General features: G+C 66.8%; 13 protein-coding genes. 8 read left to right on the top strand and 5 right to left on the bottom strand.

The window, feature by feature from the left end; translation table 11 throughout:
* Positions 1 to 76: 76 nt before the first annotated feature.
* Both EPD66_RS14140 and mutS read right to left on the bottom strand, forming a co-directional pair.
* Positions 77 to 1,759, bottom strand: a complete 1,683-nt coding sequence (locus EPD66_RS14140) for a methyl-accepting chemotaxis protein (RefSeq protein WP_142849159.1) — start codon at positions 1,757 to 1,759, stop codon at positions 77 to 79.
* Positions 1,760 to 1,902: 143 nt separating this feature from the next.
* Complete coding sequence (gene mutS, locus EPD66_RS14135) at positions 1,903 to 4,509, bottom strand: DNA mismatch repair protein MutS (protein WP_142849238.1); 2,607 nt, start codon at positions 4,507 to 4,509, stop codon at positions 1,903 to 1,905.
* A 207-nt stretch (positions 4,510 to 4,716) separates the two neighbouring features.
* Between mutS and EPD66_RS14130 the strand changes: the two genes are divergently transcribed.
* Positions 4,717 to 5,220 (top strand): hypothetical protein, encoded by a 504-nt coding sequence (locus tag EPD66_RS14130; protein ID WP_142849158.1) that lies wholly within the window; start codon positions 4,717 to 4,719, stop codon positions 5,218 to 5,220.
* Positions 5,221 to 5,259: 39 nt separating this feature from the next.
* Positions 5,260 to 7,527: an NADP-dependent malic enzyme gene (locus EPD66_RS14125; RefSeq protein WP_142849157.1), complete on the top strand. Its 2,268-nt coding sequence runs from the start codon at positions 5,260 to 5,262 to the stop codon at positions 7,525 to 7,527.
* Between the two features lie 177 nt (positions 7,528 to 7,704).
* On the opposite strand, the gene EPD66_RS14120 is transcribed toward EPD66_RS14125, so the two are convergent.
* Complete coding sequence (locus tag EPD66_RS14120; RefSeq protein WP_142849156.1) at positions 7,705 to 8,070, bottom strand: MarR family transcriptional regulator; 366 nt, start codon at positions 8,068 to 8,070, stop codon at positions 7,705 to 7,707.
* Positions 8,071 to 8,158: 88 nt separating this feature from the next.
* On the bottom strand, positions 8,159 to 9,541 hold the full coding sequence (locus tag EPD66_RS14115; protein WP_142849155.1) for a M17 family metallopeptidase: 1,383 nt from the start codon (positions 9,539 to 9,541) through the stop codon (positions 8,159 to 8,161).
* Between the two features lie 98 nt (positions 9,542 to 9,639).
* Between EPD66_RS14115 and EPD66_RS14110 the strand changes: the two genes are divergently transcribed.
* Positions 9,640 to 10,296, top strand: coding sequence for a glutathione S-transferase family protein (locus EPD66_RS14110; protein ID WP_370511884.1), 657 nt, complete (start codon positions 9,640 to 9,642; stop codon positions 10,294 to 10,296).
* Here EPD66_RS14110 and EPD66_RS14105 read toward each other — a convergent pair.
* On the bottom strand, positions 10,286 to 11,335 hold the full coding sequence (locus EPD66_RS14105) for a TAXI family TRAP transporter solute-binding subunit (RefSeq protein WP_142849153.1): 1,050 nt from the start codon (positions 11,333 to 11,335) through the stop codon (positions 10,286 to 10,288). The genes EPD66_RS14110 and EPD66_RS14105 overlap by 11 nt on opposite strands.
* Before the next feature lie 268 nt (positions 11,336 to 11,603).
* On the opposite strand from EPD66_RS14105, the gene hyfB reads away from it, so the two are divergent.
* The 5 genes from hyfB to EPD66_RS14080 all read left to right on the top strand — a co-directional run bounded on the left by hyfB (position 11,604) and on the right by EPD66_RS14080 (position 18,440).
* Positions 11,604 to 13,604, top strand: a complete 2,001-nt coding sequence (gene hyfB, locus EPD66_RS14100) for a hydrogenase 4 subunit B (RefSeq protein ID WP_142849152.1) — start codon at positions 11,604 to 11,606, stop codon at positions 13,602 to 13,604.
* Entirely contained in the window at positions 13,601 to 14,548 is a 948-nt protein-coding gene (locus EPD66_RS14095) for a respiratory chain complex I subunit 1 family protein (RefSeq protein WP_142849151.1), read from the top strand. Before hyfB ends, EPD66_RS14095 begins: the two co-directional genes overlap by 4 nt.
* 229 nt (positions 14,549 to 14,777) lie before the next feature.
* Positions 14,778 to 15,443 (top strand): hydrogenase-4 component E, encoded by a 666-nt coding sequence (locus EPD66_RS14090; protein WP_142849150.1) that lies wholly within the window; start codon positions 14,778 to 14,780, stop codon positions 15,441 to 15,443.
* Positions 15,440 to 16,912, top strand: coding sequence for a hydrogenase 4 subunit F (locus tag EPD66_RS14085; RefSeq protein WP_142849149.1), 1,473 nt, complete (start codon positions 15,440 to 15,442; stop codon positions 16,910 to 16,912). The genes EPD66_RS14090 and EPD66_RS14085 overlap by 4 nt, the downstream gene beginning before the upstream one ends.
* Positions 16,913 to 16,916: 4 nt before the next feature.
* Positions 16,917 to 18,440, top strand: coding sequence for a nickel-dependent hydrogenase large subunit (locus EPD66_RS14080; protein ID WP_142849148.1), 1,524 nt, complete (start codon positions 16,917 to 16,919; stop codon positions 18,438 to 18,440).
* The last annotated feature ends 123 nt before the right edge of the window (positions 18,441 to 18,563 follow it).

Below are 18,563 nucleotides of genomic sequence, written 5' to 3'. Positions count from 1 at the left end.
TTTGTCGCCAGCGGTTTGGGATGAGACCGGGGAAGATTCGCAGGAAGCCCTTCCCCCTTCCCCGGCCCCTGTTGCGTCACGCCGCGCGGATCTGGGTCAGGAAACGCTCGACTTCCTGGCCGAGCCGCTTCGATTGATGGGAGAGGCCGCTGGCGGCGCCGAGAAGGCGGGTGCTGGCCTCGCCGGTTTCCTCGGCGGCGGTGCGGACGCCGCCGATGTTGCGAGTCACCTCATGGGTGCCCTGGGCAGCCTGTTCGGCGCTGCTGGCGATTTCGCGGGTCGAGGCATTTTGCTGCTCGACGGCTGCTGCGATATTGGCCGAGACGCTGGCGACCTGCTGGATCACGTTGGAAATCTGACCGATGGCGCCGACGGCTTCTTGCGTCGCCTGCTGGACGGCGGCGATCTGGGTCGAGATATCGCCCGTGGCCCGCGCCGTGGCATTGGCCAGCGATTTTACTTCGTTGGCGACGACGGCGAAGCCCTTGCCCGCCTCGCCCGCCCGCGCCGCCTCGATCGTGGCGTTCAGCGCCAGCAGGTTGGTCTGGCTGGCGATGTCGTTGATCAGGCTGACCACGTCGCCGATGCGCCGGGCATCCTCGTCCAGGCGCTGCATGATGGATTGGGCGCGTTGGACGTCGGAGACGGCGTTGCGGGCCGCGAGGTCGGAGCTTTCCACCTGGCGGCCGATCTCGCCTACCGAGGTGGCCAGTTCCTCGGCGGCCGAGGCCAGGACCTGCACATTGGCCGCCGCTTGTTCCGACGCCGCCGCGACGGCGGTGGCCTGCTGGGTGCTGGTGCCGGCGGTGGCCGACAGCTTCGCCGCCGCCTGCTCCATTTCGCCCGCAGCACTGCCCAGGGTTTCGACGATGGCGCCGATGGCGGCCTCGAAATCCGCAGCCATACGCTCGCGCAGGGCCTGGCGTTCCTGGGCACTGCGATGTTCCGCCTCGATCTTCTCCTGGTTCATGCGCTCGACCTTGAGGGCATTTTCCTTGAAGATTTCCACGGCTTGGGCCATGGCGCCCACTTCGTCGCGGCGGTCGCGGCCGGGGATGGTCACGTCATGCTCTCCCACCGAAAGGCGCTGCATGACGGAGGTCATGTCGGCGATGGGGGTGGCGATGCTGCGGGAGAGGCCCCATCCGGCGAAGACGGCGACCAGGGTCGAAATGGCGGCGATTCCCAAGGTGATGGCGAAACTGGAGGAAAAGGCGGCCTGGGCTTCCGCGTTGCGCTGACGCAGCAGGGACATCTCCGTCTGGATCAACTCGTCGGCCTTGGCGCGCAGCACGTCCATCGCCTCCTTGCCCTTGCCCGAGGCTTCGATGGAACGGGCGAATTCCAGCCTTTCGTCGCGCATGGCCGCCAGGATGCGTTCGGCCGTCTCGCGCCATTCGGCGGCGGCGGCTTCCAGTTCCGCCAGGCGCTGCTGCTGGATCTCGTTCCCGGCGGTCAGGACCTTGGTACGGGCAAGGCTGTCCTGGAACATCTGCTGGCCGGGGGCATAGGGGGCCAGGAAGGATTCCTCCGCCGAGATCAGATAGCCGCGCAAGGCGTTTTCCTGGTTGATGATGCCGTCGACGATCCCGGAGGCGGCGTTCAGCACCTCGTAGGCATGTTCGGTGGTTTGGGTGTTGCGCTCGATGCTGCTCAGGCTCCCAAAACTGAGCAGGCTGCTCAACAGGATAAGGCCCACGAGCACGGCGAAGGAAAGGGTCAGTTTCACCCTGATCCGCAGATCCACAAGTCGCTTCATCTTGTAGTGTTTCCCCGCATTTCTACAGATAAACGGCCGCCACTTCCGGTAGGAAATGGCGGCCTATGAATATCCGTGGCGGGGAATGGCCGGGATTGTAGTTTGATGAAATATGAACAAGCGGACTGGGATATACCCTTTTTTCAGATCATCCCGCGCAGCCGGTAGAGCGTTTCCAGCGCCTCGCGCGGGGTCAGGTCGTCGGGATTGAGTCCCTTCAGCGCCTCTTCCACCGGTGACGGCTTGGCGGGCTTGGCCGGACCGGATTTCGGCTTGGCCAGCGCGGCGAAAAGCGGCAGGTCGTCGGCCAGTTTGCCGACGGAGGTGTTCTGTTCACCCGATTCCAGGTTTTGCAGCACCTGCTCGGCCCGTTCGATCACGGCGGCGGGCAGGCCCGCCAGCTGGGCGACATGGATGCCGTAGGAACGGTCGGCGGCGCCGGGGCCGACCTCGTGCAGGAAGACCACGTCGCCCTGCCATTCCTTGACCTTCATGCAATGGTTGGCGAGGTGCTTCAGCTTGGGCGCCAGGGCCGTCAGTTCGTGGTAATGGGTGGCGAACAGGGCACGGCAGGAATTGACCTCGTGCAGATGCTCGACCACCGCCCAAGCGATGGACAGGCCGTCATAGGTGGCGGTGCCGCGTCCGATCTCGTCGAGGATGACCAGGGCGCGGCTGCTCGACTGGTTGAGGATGGCCGCCGTCTCGACCATTTCCACCATGAAGGTGGAACGTCCCCGCGCCAGATCGTCGGCGGCGCCGACGCGCGAGAACAGCCGGTCCACCACGCCGATATGGGCGCTGGCGGCGGGGACGAAGCTGCCCATCTGGGCGAGCACGGCGATCAGGGCATTTTGGCGCAGGAAGGTGGACTTGCCGGCCATGTTGGGGCCGGTGATCAGCCACAGGCGCTGGCCCTCGCCCAGGTCGCAGTCATTGGCGACGAAAGTCTCGCCGCCTGAGCGCGCCAAAGCGGCCTCGACCACGGGATGGCGCCCGCCCTTGATGTCGAAGGCCAGGGAATTGTCCACAACCGGGCGGGTCCAGCGGCATTCCTCGGCCAGTTCGCCCAGGGCGGCGGCGACGTCGATGGCGGCCAAAGCGCGGGCGGCGGCGGCGATGTCCTCGGCCCGGCCCGTCACCTCGCCCACCAGATCGGCGAAGAGTTCCATCTCGAGCGCCAGTGCCTTGTCGGCGGCGCCGCGCAGCTTGCCCTCCAGCTCGCCCAGCTCGACGGTGGTGTAGCGCACGCCGCTGGCGATGGTCTGGCGGTGGATGAAGGGCTCGCCCATGCGCTCGGCCTGCTTGGGCGGGACCTCGATGTAATAGCCCAGCACGTTGTTGTGCTTGATCTTCAGCGTGGCGACGCCGCTGATCTCGGCATAATTGCTTTGCAGGGCGGCAATCAGGCGGCGGCTTTCATCGCGCAGCGCGCGCAATTCGTCCAGCGCCGGATGATAGCCCGGCGCGATGAAGCCGCCGTCGCGGGTCAGCACCGGCAAATCGGCCGCCAGGGCACGGGTCAGGCGCTCGACCAGCCCGTCATGCTCGCCCATGGCCTTGGCGCAGGCGGCCAGTCCTTGCGGCGGGGCGGCGGAGGCGGAAGCCAGCAGGCTGCGCATGCGGGGAATCTGGCCCAGCCCGTCACGGATGGCGGCCAAGTCGCGCGGCCCGCCGCGCCCCAGCGTGATGCGCGACAGGGCCCGTTCCAGATCGGGGCAGAGCTTCAGGGCGGCACGGATATCCTCGCGCAGGCGGGGCTGCTCGACGAAGAATTGCACCATGTCCAGGCGCTGGGCGATGGCCCCCGGATCGGTCAGGGGCGCTGCCAGATGCTGGGCCAGCAGACGGGCGCCGGGGCCGCTGATCGTGCGGTCGATGCAGGCCAGCAGCGAGCCCTTGCGCTCGCCCGTCAGGGTTTCGGCCAGTTCGAGATTGCGCCGCGTGGCGGCGTCGATCTCCATCACCGCCCCCTCGGCCAGGCGCCGGGGAATGCCCAGGCGCGGCAGGCGGCCCTTCTGGGTCAGTTCCACATAATCGACCAGGGCCCCGGCGGCGGCCGTCTCGGCCCGCGAGAACTGGCCGAAACCGTCCAGCGCGCCGACGCCGTAAAGGGATTGCAGCCGCAGGCGGGCATTTTCCGCATCGAAACGGGCGCCGGGCAAGGGCGAGAGGATGGATTTCCACTCGGCCAGAAGCTCGAACAGGCGCGGATCGCCGCACAAGCGGTCGGCCAGCAGCAACTCGCCCGGCGACAGGCGGGCCAGCGCCGCGCCCAGATTGGCCAGTTCCACCGTCTGCACCTGGAAATCGCCGGTGGACATGTCGAGCCAAGCCAGGCCCAGGCTGCCCCGCGCCTCGGCCAGGGCGGCAAGGTAATTGTGGGAACGCGCGTCGAGCAGCGAATCCTCGGTGATGGTGCCGGGCGTGACGACGCGGATGACGTCGCGGGCCACCACCGATTTGCCGCCGCGCTTCTTGGCCTCGGCGGGATCTTCGGTCTGTTCGCAGACAGCGACCTTGAAGCCCTTGCGGATCAGCTTGGCGAGATAGCCCTCATGGGCGTGGATCGGCACGCCGCACATGGCGATGTCCTCGCCCTGATGCTTGCCGCGCCGCGTCAGCGTGATGTCCAGCGCCTCGGCGGCCTTGACGGCATCATCGAAGAACAGCTCGTAGAAATCGCCCATGCGATAGAACAGCAGGCAATCAGGGTAATCCCGCTTGATGCCCAGATACTGGGCCATCATCGGCGTGGCATCGTCGGGAATCGAGAGGTCGGGCGTCTGTTGAACGGTCACGGACGGCAAGGCCTTGGCATGGGATCAGGGGAGAATGACGGGTGGGGACACTATCACGTCGACCCGACAGGGTGCAAAAGTCTCAAAACCGCCTATGAATCGCAAAAAGCCTCGGGCAGAATGATTTCCCCCCGCAGCCAACCAACGGGAAAAGCCGTGAACGATAGCAATCATCCGGTCAGCCGCGAAGTCGTCGGCATCCTGTCCGACCGCGCGCAATTCGAACGCACCATCGCCGCCCTGAAACAGGCCGGTTTCGACACGGCCGATCTGTCGGTCCTCACCTCGCACGAATCCATAGACGCCGCCGGCAAGCCGGGCAAGTCCTGGCGCGACAGCCTGGTCGGGCTGGTGGGCGAGCTGCGCTACGAAGGCCCCCTGGTCGCCGCCGGGCTGATCGCCCTGGCCGCCGGTCCGGTGGGGGCGGCCATCGCCGGCCTGGTCGCCGCCGGTGTCGGCGGCGCCGCCGCCAAGGAATTGCTCGACGAAGTGTCGGCCCAGCCCCATTCCGAGGATTTCGCCCGGGCGCTGGAAGCCGGCAGCGTCATCCTGTGGGTCTATGCCCCCGACCCCCTGCGCGAAGGACGCGCCAAGACCATTCTTGCCGAGAACGGCGCGACGAACATCCACGTCAACGACCGCAAGACCTCCACTCTTTAGCCCCCTCCCTTCCCCTGTTTTCCGAAGGCCCCTGCCGATATGGACGAGACCACTCCGAACCGTAACCTCGAACGCGAATCCCTGCTCATGCATGCCTCGGGCCGCCCGGGCAAGATTGAGATCATTCCGACCAAGCCGCTGACCACCCAGCGCGACCTGTCGCTGGCCTATTCCCCCGGCGTTGCCGCTCCCTGCCTTCACATCGCCCGCGACCCTTCGCTGGCCTATGATTACACGGCCAAGGGCAACCTGGTGGCGGTGATCTCGAACGGGACGGCCGTGCTGGGCTTGGGCGATCTGGGCGCCTTGGCGAGCAAGCCGGTGATGGAAGGCAAGGCGGTGCTGTTCAAGCGTTTCGCCGACGTGGATTCCATCGACCTGGAAGTCGAGACCCGCGACGTCGACGAATTCGTCAATTGCGTGCGGTTCCTGGGCGCGTCCTTCGGCGGCATCAACCTGGAAGACATCAAGGCGCCGGAATGCTTCATCATCGAGCAGCGCCTGCGCGAGGTGATGGACATTCCGGTCTTCCATGACGACCAGCACGGTACGGCCATCATCGCCGCCGCCGGCCTGATCAACGCCCTGGCCCTGACCGGGCGCGACATCAAGACCACCAAGATCGTCGTCAACGGCGCCGGCGCCGCCGCCGTGGCCTGCGTCGAGCTGGTCAAGGCCATGGGCGTGGCCACCAACAACGTCATCATGTGCGACACCAAGGGCACCATCTACAAGGGCCGCACCGAGGGCATGAACCAGTGGAAATCGGCCCATGCGGTCGAGACCGATGCCCGCACCCTGGAAGAAGCCATGAAGGGCGCCGACGTCTTCTTCGGCCTGTCGGTGAAGGGCGCGGTGACGCCGGAAATGGTGGCGCAGATGGCCGATCGTCCGATCATCTTCGCCATGGCCAATCCCGATCCGGAAATCACTCCGGAAGAGGTCAAGGCGGTGCGCAGCGACGCCATCGTCGCCACCGGCCGTTCGGATTATCCGAACCAGGTCAACAATGTCCTGGGCTTCCCCTATATCTTCCGCGGCGCCCTGGACGTGCGCGCCTCGACCATCAACGACGCCATGAAGATCGCCGCCGCCGAGGCCATCGCCGCTCTGGCGCGCGAGGACGTGCCCGATGAGGTGGACCGCGCCTATTCCGGCCGCCGCCTGCGCTATGGTCCGGAATACGTCATCCCCGTGCCTTTCGATCCGCGTCTGATCGCCGCCATTCCGCCCGCCGTGGCGCAGGCCGCCATGGATAGCGGCGTGGCGCGCAAGCCGATCATCGACATGGACGCCTATCGCCGCGAACTCTCGGCCCGCCTGGACCCGACCACGGCGACCATGCAGGCGATTTCGGAACAGGTGCACAACAATCCCCGCCGGGTGGTCTTCGCCGAGGGCGAAGAGGAAAAGACCATCCGTGCCGCCCTCGCCTTCCGCAATGGCGGCTTCGGCACGCCGATCCTGATCGGCCGCGAGGACCGCATCCGCAAGACCATGGAAGCCAGCGGCCTGGGCGGCACCGACGGCCTGATCATCGAGAATGCGAGGCTGTCCTACCACACCAAGGAATATACCGAGCTGCTGTACCGGCGCTTGCAGCGCAAGGGTGCCCTGCACCGCGACGCCCAGCGCATGGTCAACCAGGAACGCAATATCTATGGCGCGCTGATGGTGCTGGCCGGTGATGCCGATGCCATGGTGACGGGCCTGACCCGCACCTATTATGCCGCCTTCGACGAGATCAGCCGCGTGCTCGATCCCAAGCCGGGCCAGCGTCCCATGGGCGTGACCATGCTGCTGTCGCGCGGGCGCACCGTCTTCATCGCCGATACCACGGTGCATGAGACGCCGACCCCGGAAGAACTGGCCGACATCGCCGTCCAGGCCGCCGCCAAGGCGCGCCAGATGGGGCATGAGCCGCGCGTGGCGCTGCTGTCCTATTCCAATTTCGGCAATCCCACTTCGGACAAGTCCCATCGCGTCCGTGAAGCGGTTGCCATCCTGGACAAGCGCCATGTCGACTTCGAATATGACGGAGAAATGGCCGCCGACGTGGCCCTGGACCCGGAAATGATGAAGGTCTATCCCTTCTGCCGCCTGTCCGGCCCGGCCAACGTGCTGGTGATGCCCGGCCTCTATTCGGCCAACATCACCTCGAAGCTGCTGCAGAAGCTGGGCGGCGGCACGGTGATCGGCCCGGTCCTGCTGGGCCTGTCCAAGCCGGTCCAGATCACCTCGATGGACGCCACCGTCTCCGACATCGTCAACATGGCCGTGCTGGCGGCTTATGATTCGGTGAAGTAAGGATCAAGGGGGCATGGCGGGGAACGCCGTGCTCCCTTTTTCAGACTATTGCAGGGCGCTGCCCTGCACCCGCCAAGAGGCTCGCCTCTTGAATCTCCTGAAAATAGAACGGGCTCAAAGGGCCCAAGGCCCTTTGCGGGTTTGGGCAGAGTCCAAGCGGGAGCTTCTCGCTCCGCTCTATGTTTCACGTGGAACTTTTTCCGCCTCCTGGGCGGCGGCGACGATGATGTCGCCGAATTCGCGCAGGAAGACCGAGCCCTTGACCGTGCGCTGGATCAGGACCGAGCGGCGGTCCGCCTCGTCCTGCTTGCGCTTGAGCAGGCCGAACTCGGAGAGGCGGTCCAGGGCGCGGGTGATGGCCGGTTTCGAGACATTGAGGCTGGCCGAGAGCCCCCGCACGGTATGAGGCGGCGGGGTCAGGTAGACGGTCAGCAGCAGGGCCATCTGGCGGGCCGACAGGTCCGGGGCGTCGCGGCGGACGCTTTCGACGATGGCTCCGCGCCAAAGGTCCAGGGCCTGCACGGCCTTGAGGTCCACCCCCATCTCGCCCCTCGTTCGTTTTGCTGCCGAAACCTGTTATCTCACCCAGGGAAGCGGAGCAATGGGAAGTTGCCCCGCTTCCGGACCTCTTCTATTTCTGGAACCGCCCGGCGATCAGGCTGTAGGCGGCCCGCAGGGTCATGGCTTCGCCGCCGTCGGGACGGCCGGGGCGCGAGGAGGTGTTCCAGGCCATCATGTCCACATGGGCCCAGGGCGTCTCGTCGCTGACGAATTCCTGCAGGAACAGTCCGGCGACGATGGCCCCGGCATAGGGGCTGTCGGAGACGTTGTTGATGTCGGCGACCTTGCTGTCGAGCATCCGGCGGTAGGAGCGCCAGAGCGGCATGCGCCACAGTGGATCGCCTTCGCGTTCCCCGGCGGCCAGGAAATCGTTGGCCAGGGCGTCGTTGTTGCTGAACATGGCCGGCAGTTCGACGCCGAGTGCGCTGCGGGCGGCGCCGGTCAGGGTGGCGAAGTCCAAAAGCATCTCGGGCTTCTCCTGGTCCGCCTCGTACAGGGCATCGGCCAGGATCAGGCGGCCTTCGGCATCGGTATTGCCGATCTCGACGGTCATACCCTTGCGGGTCTTGATGACGTCGCCGGGCCGGAAGGCGCTGCCGGAGACGGAATTCTCGACCGCCGGAATCAGCACGCGCAGGCGGACCGGCAAGTCGGCACTCATGATCATCTGGGCCAGACCCAGGGCATGGGCGGCCCCGCCCATATCCTTCTTCATCAGCTTCATGCTGGCGGCGCCCTTGAGGTCCAGCCCGCCGGTATCGAAGCAGACGCCCTTGCCGACGATGGTCACCTTGGGCGCCTCGGGGGCGCCCCAGCGCAGGTCGATCAGGCGCGGCGCACGGGGGGAGGCGCGGCCCACGGCATGGACGGCCGGCCAGTTCTCGTGCAGCAATTCCTCGCCCTGGATGATGCGGCAGCGGGCATTGTGGCGGTTGGCGAGGCTGCGGGCCGTTTCGGCCAGTTCCTCGGGGCCCATATGCGAGGCCGGAGTATTGATCAGGTCGCGGACCAGGGCGGTGGCGGCGGCGGTCCGCTCGACCCAGGCGCGGTCGGCATTTTCGGGCCAGAGCAGGCTGGGGAAGTCGTGGCCGCCATTGCTCTTGAAGCGTGTGAAGCGATAGGTGCCCATGGCCCAGCCGAAAGCGGCGCGGCTGGCCATTTCCGGCGCCAGGCCCGAAACCAGCCGATAGCCGCCCTGGGGCAGCTTGGACGGCAATCCGGCGAAGGCCCACAGATCGTCGTCCTCGCCCAGCCCCAGCAGGATGGTGGCGGGGCGGCCGTTTTCGTCGGGCAAGGCCAGTGTCCTGCCGGCATCGGCCTTGAAACGGTTGCCCGAAACCCATTGGGCGACCCGGGACGGCTGTTCGGCCAGCCAGGTCTCGAGGTGCGATTTGCGCAATGGCACGATCACGGCGGCTTCGTCGTTGACGCTGTTGATCAGATGCTCCAGCACGGCAGTCTCCTTTTGCGGCGACCATAAGATGGCCGAGTCGAGGGCTGCGGAAAAGACAAAACCTCTTCCCCTTGCCCGTTCGGTCGGCCTTGCCCATCATGGCCGCGGTCTCGCGGACAGGAGAGGGGCAGATGGACGAATTTGTCTTGGTAGTTGGTACGAAACGCTATTCTACTTGGTCTCTAAGGCCTTATATGGCCCTCCGCCACGCCGGTGCGACCTTCCAAGAGGAAGAGGTGACGCTGCGCCAGCCCGATACCAAGGCGCAGATCCTGGCGCACTCGCCCTCGGGCAAGGTGCCGCTGCTGATCCATAACGGGCTGAAGGTCTGGGATTCGCTGGCCATCTGCGAATATGTGGCCGAGCTTTTTCCGGAAGCCGGGCTGTGGCCCGCGGAACGGGACGCCCGCGCGGTGGCCCGGGCGGTTTCGGCGGAGATGCATGCCGGATTCCAGGCCCTGCGCCAGGTCATGCCGATGGACATTTCCCTGCATGCGCCCATGTCCGGGATCCCGCCCGAGGTTCAGGCCGATATCGACCGCGTCACCGCGATCTGGCGCGATTGCCGCGCCCGTTTCGGACAGGGCGGCCCCTTCCTGTTCGGCCGCTTCACCATCGCCGATGCCATGTATGCCCCGGTGGTCAGCCGCTTCACCACCTATGGCGTCGGCGTCGATGACGTCTCGGCGGCCTATATGCAGGCGATCTGGGACCTGCCGGCCATGCGCGACTGGGCCGCTGCGGCTACTGCGTGACCAGTTCGGGGGCCGGGCCCTGTTCGAGATAATAGGTTTCCGCGCCGGCATGCAGGGGAAGGTCCAGCCGGTCGGTGACCGATTGCAGCTCGATCATCCGGCCCCGCATGGTGCCGTTGCGCAGGATCTTCTGCGTGCTGCCATGCCATAGGGCGCGGGTGATGCCGTGGACGAGGCTCTGTTCCAGATGTTCCCCGGCCAGCAGCACGACCGGGATGTTCAGCGTCGGGATTCCCCGCTCGACCCCCTGATAGCTGTTCGGCGGCACCTGACCGGCCGTCAGGAAGGGGTATTGCTTGATCAGCTCGCGGGCCGGTTCGCCGTCCAGCGGCACCAGGTCGATCTCGGCGCGCCGGGCCAGTTCGGCGACGGCGGGAGAGGTCCAGCTGTCGATGATGAAGAAGGCGTCGATCTCGCCGGCCGCCAGGGCATCGGCGGCAGCCGGACCGCGCAGATGCTCGACCGCCTTCAGCGATTTCTCGGGCACCTTCCAGGCGTCCAGGATGGTCTTGGCGTTGATCTGCGTGCCGGATTCCAACTCGCCCAGCGAGACGCGCTTGCCTTTCAGGTCCTCGACCGCGTCGATGCCGGCATCGCGCCGGACCACCAGCTGGATGCTGTCGGGATAGAGCATGGCGAGGGCCCGCATGTTCTTGACGGGGCCGTTCTGAGCATAGGGTCCGGTGCCGTGGAAGGCCCAATAGGCCATGTCCGCCCGGGCCAGCCCGATATCCAGGCGCTTTTCCGACAGGGCCTGGATATTGGCCCTGGAACCGGCGGTGGACTGGGCCACGGCGATGAGGCCGGGCACGCCGCAGCTGCCGCCTTTCTCGCATTCGCGGGAACCGGGGGGATTGGAGAAGACGCTGGCCAGGGCGCCGCCGATGGAGAAATGGCTTTCTCCCGTGGGGCCGGTGCCGATGCGCAGGAAGCGCAGGTCGTAGGCGACCGAGGAGGTCGGCAGCATGGTGGCGCCGATGGCAACCAGGGCGACGATGGCGACGGCAACCTTGATCAGGGTCTTCAACGAAAAGGGCACTTCCTACTCCCGGTATGCTTCGGTCCGAAGACCGAGTCGGCGGGTCTGGCTTTTGGGAAGACCTCTTCTTTCGTCTAGGAAAGGGAAGCCCTCGGCCAGGCGGGTATATATCCTGCGGTCAGGGTTTTGCCAGTAGGGTTACCCCCTCTTGTGTACCGCGAGAGGGATGTTAGACTTTCGTGACCTCGCCTTTCAAGACGAGGCTGAACGGGGGACCCAAGGTGTTTCGGGAGCAATCCCTTTGCGTGCTGTTGGGGGGTGAAACGGCATGACCGCCGGAGCTGCATTGCTCCTTCTGCTGGTCGCGTCCCTGGTTCCCCTGGGGGCCGGACATCTGGCGCGCGCCCATCAGGCGGCCTACGGCCTGTGCCTGGGCAGCGCCCTGGTGCTGGCGCTGGTCGCCCTGGTGCATCTGGCGGCGGGGGATGCGGCGCGGCTGGCGGTACTGCCCTTCGGCCTGCCTTGGATGGCGGCGCATTTCCGCCTGGACCAGCTTTCGGCCTTCTTCCTGCTGGTCATCAACCTGCCCGCCGCCATGGCCGCCCTCTATGGCATCGGCTACGGCCTTCATGCGCCGGAATACCGCCGCGTCACGCCCTTCTTTCCGCTGTTCCTGCTGGGCATGAACGTGGTGGTGCTGGCCGACGACGCCTTCGTCTTCCTGGTCGGATGGGAATTCATGTCGCTGGCCTCCTGGCTGCTGGTCCTGTCCAACCACCGGGACCAGGAAACCCGCCGGGCCGCCCATCTCTACCTGATCATGGCTTCCTTCGGCGGGTTCTGCCTGCTGCCGGCCTTCGGTCTGATGGCCGGAGAGGGCGGCGATTTCCGGTTCGAGGCCATGCGCGCGGGGGAATTCGGCCCCGTCGCCGGTTTCCTGGTGGTCTTGCTGGCGCTGCTGGGGGCGGGATCGAAGGCCGGGCTGGTGCCGCTCCATGCCTGGCTGCCCCAGGCCCATCCGGCGGCGCCCAGCCATGTCTCGGCCTTGATGAGCGGCGTCATGACCAAGGTCGCCCTCTACGGCCTGGTGCGCATCCTCTTCGACCTGCATGGCGCGGTGGACTGGCGCTGGGGCGCGGCGCTGATGCTGATCGGCGCGGCCAGTGCGGTGATCGGGGTGCTCTATGCCCTGATGCAGACCGACCTGAAACGGCTTCTGGCCTATTCCACCGTCGAGAATATCGGCGTCATCGCCATCAGCCTGGGGCTGGCCCTGGCCTTCAAGGACCAGGGGCGGCAGGCCCTGGCGGCCCTGGCGCTGGTCGCGGCCTTCTATCACATGCTCAACCATGCCGCCTTCAAGACCCTGCTGTTCCTCGGCGCGGGCGCGGTCCAGGCCGCGACGCATGAGCGCGAATTGAACCGGCTGGGCGGGCTGATCAAGCGGATGCCGGTGACGGCGCCGGCCTTCCTGCTGGGCGCCATGGCGATTTCCGCCCTGCCGCCGCTGAACGGCTTCGTCTCGGAATGGCTGATCTTCCAGTCCCTGTTCCGGGGGCCGGAACTGCCGCACTGGACCATGAAATTCGGCGTGCCGGTGGTCGGCGCCCTGCTGGCCCTGGCGGCGGCGCTGGCGGCGGCCTGTTTCGTGCGGGCCTTCGGCATCGCCTTCCTGGGCCGCGCGCGCTCCGCTGCCGCCGCCCAGGCCGCAGAGGTCGTCGCGCCCATGCGCGCCGCCTTGGTCCTGCTGGCCGTGCTTTGCGTGGTGCTGGGGGTGATCCCGGTGACGGTGACCGGTGCCCTGGCGACCATCGCCGAGCCGCTGGCGGGCGCGGCGCTGGAACCGGCGGTGGGGCTGGGCTGGCCCTGGCTGAGCCCGGCGGATGGCGAGCGCGGTTCCTATGCCGCCACCGTTCTGGTGCTGGCGGGGCTGGTCCTGGCGGGCTTGCTGCTTTGGGCCACACGCCGCCTCAGCCCGCTTCCCGTGCGGGTGGCGCCGTCCTGGGATTGCGGTCAGCCCGATCCCAGCCCGGCAACGCAATATACCGCCGACAGCTTCGCCCAGCCCCTGCGCCGGGTCTTCGGCACGCGGATTTTCGGCGCGCGCGAGACGGTCGAGATGCCGCCGCCCGGAGACCCGCGTCCGGCGCGTTTCTCGCTGCGGATGCGCGACCCCATCTGGCAGGGCCTTTATCTGCCGCTGGCGGCAGGGGTGGATTGGCTGGCCGAGCGCATCAACCGGATGCAGTTCCTCAGCATCCGCCGTTACCTGATGCTGATGTTCCTGACGCTGGTGGTGCTGCTGGTGGTCGTCGGGGTGCGGCAATGAGCGCGGCCCTGTGGCAGATCCTCCAGATCGCCCTGGCCCTGGCATTGGCCCCCGGCCTGACCGGGCTGGTGCGCTGGCTGAAGGCGGTGCTGCAGGGGCGCGGCGGGCCGTCGTTGCTGCAGCCCTATCGGGATTTGTACCGGTTGTTGCGCAAAGAGCCGGTGGTGTCGGAGGATTCCTCCTGGCTGTTCCGCCTCGCGCCCTATGGCTGCTTCCTGGCGGTGCTGCTGGCCGCCGCCATCGTGCCCACCTTCACCACCCATCTGACGCTGGTCCATGCCGCCGATTTGATCGCCTTGGTGGCGCTGCTGGGCATCGCCCGCTTCCTGACGGCCCTGGCCGGGATGGATGCGGGGACGGCCTTCGGCGGGCTGGGCGCCAGCCGCGAGATGATGATCGCCTCGCTGGCGGAACCGGCCATGCTGATGGTCACCTTCAGCCTGTCGCTGCTGGCGGGTTCCACCCTGCCCGCCAATATCGTCGGCTTCGTGCTGGGCGGCGGGATCGGGCTGGAAGTCTCGATGGGCTTGGCCTTGGCCGCCCTGACCATGGTCGCCATCGCCGAAACCGGCCGCATCCCCATCGACAATCCGGCCACCCATCTGGAACTGACCATGGTCCACGAAGCCATGGTGTTGGAATATTCCGGGCGTCACCTCGCCTTGATGGAGGCGACGGGCATGCTGCGGCTGTGGCTGTTCGCTTCGCTGATCCTGTGTCTCTTCCTGCCCTGGGGCATCGCCCTGCCCGGTGGCGGCTTCCTGGCGATCCTGCTGGGCCTCGTCACTTACGTGGTCAAGCTCGCGGGCATCGCCGTCGCCCTGGCCGTGTTCGAGACCAGCATCGCCAAGATGCGCCTGTTCCGCGTCGCCGACTTCCTGGGCGGCGCCCTGCTGCTGGCCCTGCTGGGCACCATCTTCCTGTATGTCTCGGAGGCGGTGTGATGGCGGGATATCAAGTTTACGGGCTGCCGCCCGGACCCGCTTGGGGCCTTCAGGCCCCAAGCCCCATTCCTCATTTCCGTCACTCCCGCGAAAGCGGGAGTCCAGTACCGCCGTCTGTCCTGGATTCCGGGTCTCCGCTCCGCTGCGCCCGGAATGACGACAACGGGGTTTGGGGCCCAAGGCCCCAAGCGGGCGCGGGCGGCAGCCCGCAAGATCCCGGACTTCCATCATGACCGCGACGCTGACCTATGACCTTGCCCATCTGATCGGGGCGACGGTGCTGATGATGGGCTTCGCCCTGCTCTATCAGCGCCGGGTGTCGTCGGTCATCCGCATCTATGCCTTGCAGGCCTTGGCCCTGGCGGCGGCGGCGGCGTGGCAGGCCTATATCCAGGATGCGCCGCATCTCTATCTGACGGCGGCCATCGCCCTGGTCTTCAAGGCCATCATCGTGCCGCTGGCCCTGTCCTGGCTGGTGCGGCGGCTGGGGATGCATCGTACCATCGAGACGGCGCTCGGCATCGGCCCGACCTTGGTGATCGGGGTGGGGCTGGTGGCGTTGTCGATCCTGCTGGTCCTGCCGGTGACGGAAGGGGCGGCGGCCCTGGCGCGGGAAAGCCTGGCCCTGGCGATGTCGGTGCTGCTGCTGGGCCTGCTGATGATGATCACCAGGCGTAATGCCGTGACCCAGGTCATCGGCTTCATGGCGCTGGAGAACGGCCTGCTGCTGGCCGCGGTCAGCGCGCAGGGCATGCCGCTGGTGGTCGAGATCAGCGTCGCCTTCGCCGTGCTGGTGGCGATGATCCTGTTCGGCATCTTCTTCTTCCGCATCCGCGAGCGTTTCGACAGCCTGGACGTGGAGACCCTGGACCCCTATCGCGGAGACCGGCCATGACCGCGCTTCAGGCCGCCAATCCGTTGCTCTGGCTGCTGGCCGCGCCCTTGATCGGCGCGGGTGTGCTGTTCCTGCTGCCCCATTGGCGGCTGGCGGCATTGACCAATATCGCCGTCTCTGCCGTCACCTTCGGCCTGTCGCTGGTTCTGGTGGGGCAGCGGCCAGAGCCGACGGCGCTGCTGTTCATCGATGATTTCAACGTCTTCCTGGTGGTGCTGACGGCCTTCGTCGGGCTGGGCAGCAGCATCTTCTCGGCCGCCTATATCAGCCGCGAGGGTAATGCCAAGCGCCTGGCGCCGCCGCAGATGCGCCTTTACCATGCCATGTACCAGGCCTTCCTCTTCACCATGCTGCTGGCACTGACGGCCAACAATATCGGCCTGCTGTGGGTGGCGATCGAGGCGGCGACGCTGACCACGGTGATGATGGTCAGCCTGTACCGCACCCGCCCGGCCATCGAGGCGGCGTGGAAGTACTTCATCCTCTGCTCGGTGGGGATCGGGCTGGCACTGTTCGGCACCATCCTGGTCTACATGGCCGCGCAGCCGGTCCTGGGCGCTGGCAGCCAAGCCATGGCCTGGACGGCGATGATCGGGCAGGCGGGCGACTTCCAGCCGGCGCTGCTCAGCCTTGCCTTCGTCTTCATCCTGGTCGGCTACGGCACCAAGGTCGGGCTGGCGCCCTTGCACAACTGGCTGCCCGACGCCCATGCCGAAGGCCCCACTCCCATCGCCGCCGTGCTGTCGGGCCTGCTGCTGAACGTGGCGCTCTATGCCATCCTGCGCATGAAGATGATCGTCTCCGCCAACGACGGCGCCATGGACCCCGGCCCGTTCATGATCGCGATGGGCCTGTCCTCGCTCTTCGTGGCGGCCTTGATGCTCTATCGGCGGCGCGACATCAAGCGGCTGTTCGCCTATTCCTCGATCGAGCATATGGGCATCATGACCTTCGCCTTCGGCATGGGCGGGGCGCTGTCCAACTTCGCCGGGCTGTTGCATATGACCATGCATTCCCTGGCCAAGTCGGCGGTCTTCTTCGCCGTCGGGCTGGCGGTGCAGACGGTGGGCAGCGCGCGCCTCAGCGACATCCGCGGGCTGACCGTCAGCCGCCCGGTGCTGGGCTGGGGATTGGTAATCGGCGTGGTCGCCATTGCCGGCCTGCCGCCTATGGGCATCTTCATGAGCGAATTCCTGGTCGTCGCCTCGGCCTTCGCCCAACAGCCGCTGCTGGCGGTGCCGCTGATCCTCGCCTTGCTGTTGACCTTCGGGGCGCTGGTGATGCGGCTGCAAAGCTTGGCCTTCGGCGAGCCCTCGCCCCTGCTCGGCTATCCGGTGCCCAATCCCTGGGTCAATGGTGTCGCGGTGGCGCCCATGGTGCTGCATCTGGCCCTGGTGGTGATTGCCGGGCTGTGGCTGCCGCCGGCCCTGGTGGCCTGGTTCGAATCCGTCGCGGCGATGTTGGGATGAGGCCATGATTACCGGCAAGACCACCCTGCTGCATTATCTCTCCTTCTCCCGCCCGGTGGCGGCGCACCAGCCCTGGCCGCGCTTCGTCCTGGACGAAGCAGCCTGGCGCGGTTTGGTGGCGGAACTGGCGGTCGAGGATTGGGACGTGCTGGGCCTGTGGGCGGACGGCAACGAGATTCATTGCGCCCTGCGGGACGAGGAAACGGGCGAGATCGCCGTGGCCTCGCATTCCTGCACGGACCGCCGCTTCGCGTCACTGTCCCAGGTCCGGCCCGGTGTCTTGCGGCTGGAACGCGCCGTGGCCGACCTCTATGGCCTGCAGGCGGCGGGCAATCCCGACGGGCGTCCCTGGCTCGATCACGGGCGCTGGGGTGTGACCCATCCGCTGGCCTTGGCCCGCCGGCCACCTCCGCCGGCACCCTATGCCTATTCCTTCCTGCCGGTGGAAGGCGAGGGGCTGCACCAGATCCCCGTGGGGCCGGTCCATGCCGGCATCATCGAGCCCGGCCATTTCCGCTTTCATTGCGCAGGCGAAACGGTGGTGCGGCTGGAGGAACGGCTGGGCTGGGTTCATCGCGGCCTGGAAGGGGCGCTGATCGGCAAGCCTGTCGCCCAGGCGGCCAAGCTGGTGGGGCGCGTCTCGGGCGACAGTACGGTGGCCTATGCCATCGCCTTCGCCCGCGCCGTCGAAGCCGCCAGCGGCGCCGAGGCCCCTGCCCGTGCCCATTGGCTGCGCGCCCTGATGGCCGAGTTGGAGCGCATCGCCAACCATATCTTTGACTTCGGCGCCATCTGCAACGACGCCGCCTTCGCGCTGATGCTGGGCGAATGCTCGGTTCTGCGCGAGGAAATCCTGCGTATCTGCGAAAGCTGCTTCGGCCATCGCCTGATGATGGATGCGGTGGTCCCCGGCGGCGTGGCTTGCGACCTGACGGCGGAAGGCGCGGCTCTCCTTCAGGACATGCTGGCCCGCCTGCGGCCCCGTTTCGAGGAATTGGTCGAACTTTACGACAACAGCCCCAGCCTGCTCGACCGCACGGTGGGGACGGGCGTCTGCACCCCTGCCTTGGCGCGCCAGTTCGGCGCCACCGGCTTCGTCGGCCGTGCCTCGGGCCGCGCCGTCGATGCCCGCCGCCTTCCCGGTTATCCGCCCTACGACCAGATGGAACTGCCCGTGCCGGTGCGCCAGGACGGTGACGTCAATGCCCGCATCTGGATCCGCATCGAGGAAATACGCGCCAGCCTGGACCTGATCGGGCGCATCCTGAGCCAGATGCCCCCCGGCCCCCTGCATACCCCCATCCCGACGCGCGGCGGCGAGGGCATGGCGCTGGTCGAAGGTTTCCGAGGCGAGATCCTGGTCTGGGTGCGGCTGTCCCAGGTGGGGCGCATCGTCCGCTGTCATCCCCGCGATCCCTCCTGGTTTCAATGGCCGCTGCTGGAGGCTGCCATCGAAGGCAACATCGTTGCCGACTTCCCCTTGTGCAACAAGTCCTTCAACTGCTCCTATGCGGGGGTGGACCTGTGACGCGGCAAGAATTCGGGATCTCGTTGCTTTCAATCGTCATTCCCGCGCAAGCGGGAATCCATGCCGCCGCAGCATCTTCCTCGGCTGAGAGGGACTGCTGCTTTCGCGGGAGTGACGGAACAA

The sequence above is a fragment of the Telmatospirillum sp. J64-1 genome, from assembly GCF_006980715.1.
GTDB lineage: Bacteria > Pseudomonadota > Alphaproteobacteria > Rhodospirillales > Magnetospirillaceae > Oleiliquidispirillum > Oleiliquidispirillum nitrogeniifigens.
This window is presented reverse-complemented; position numbering and strand designations above follow the sequence as displayed.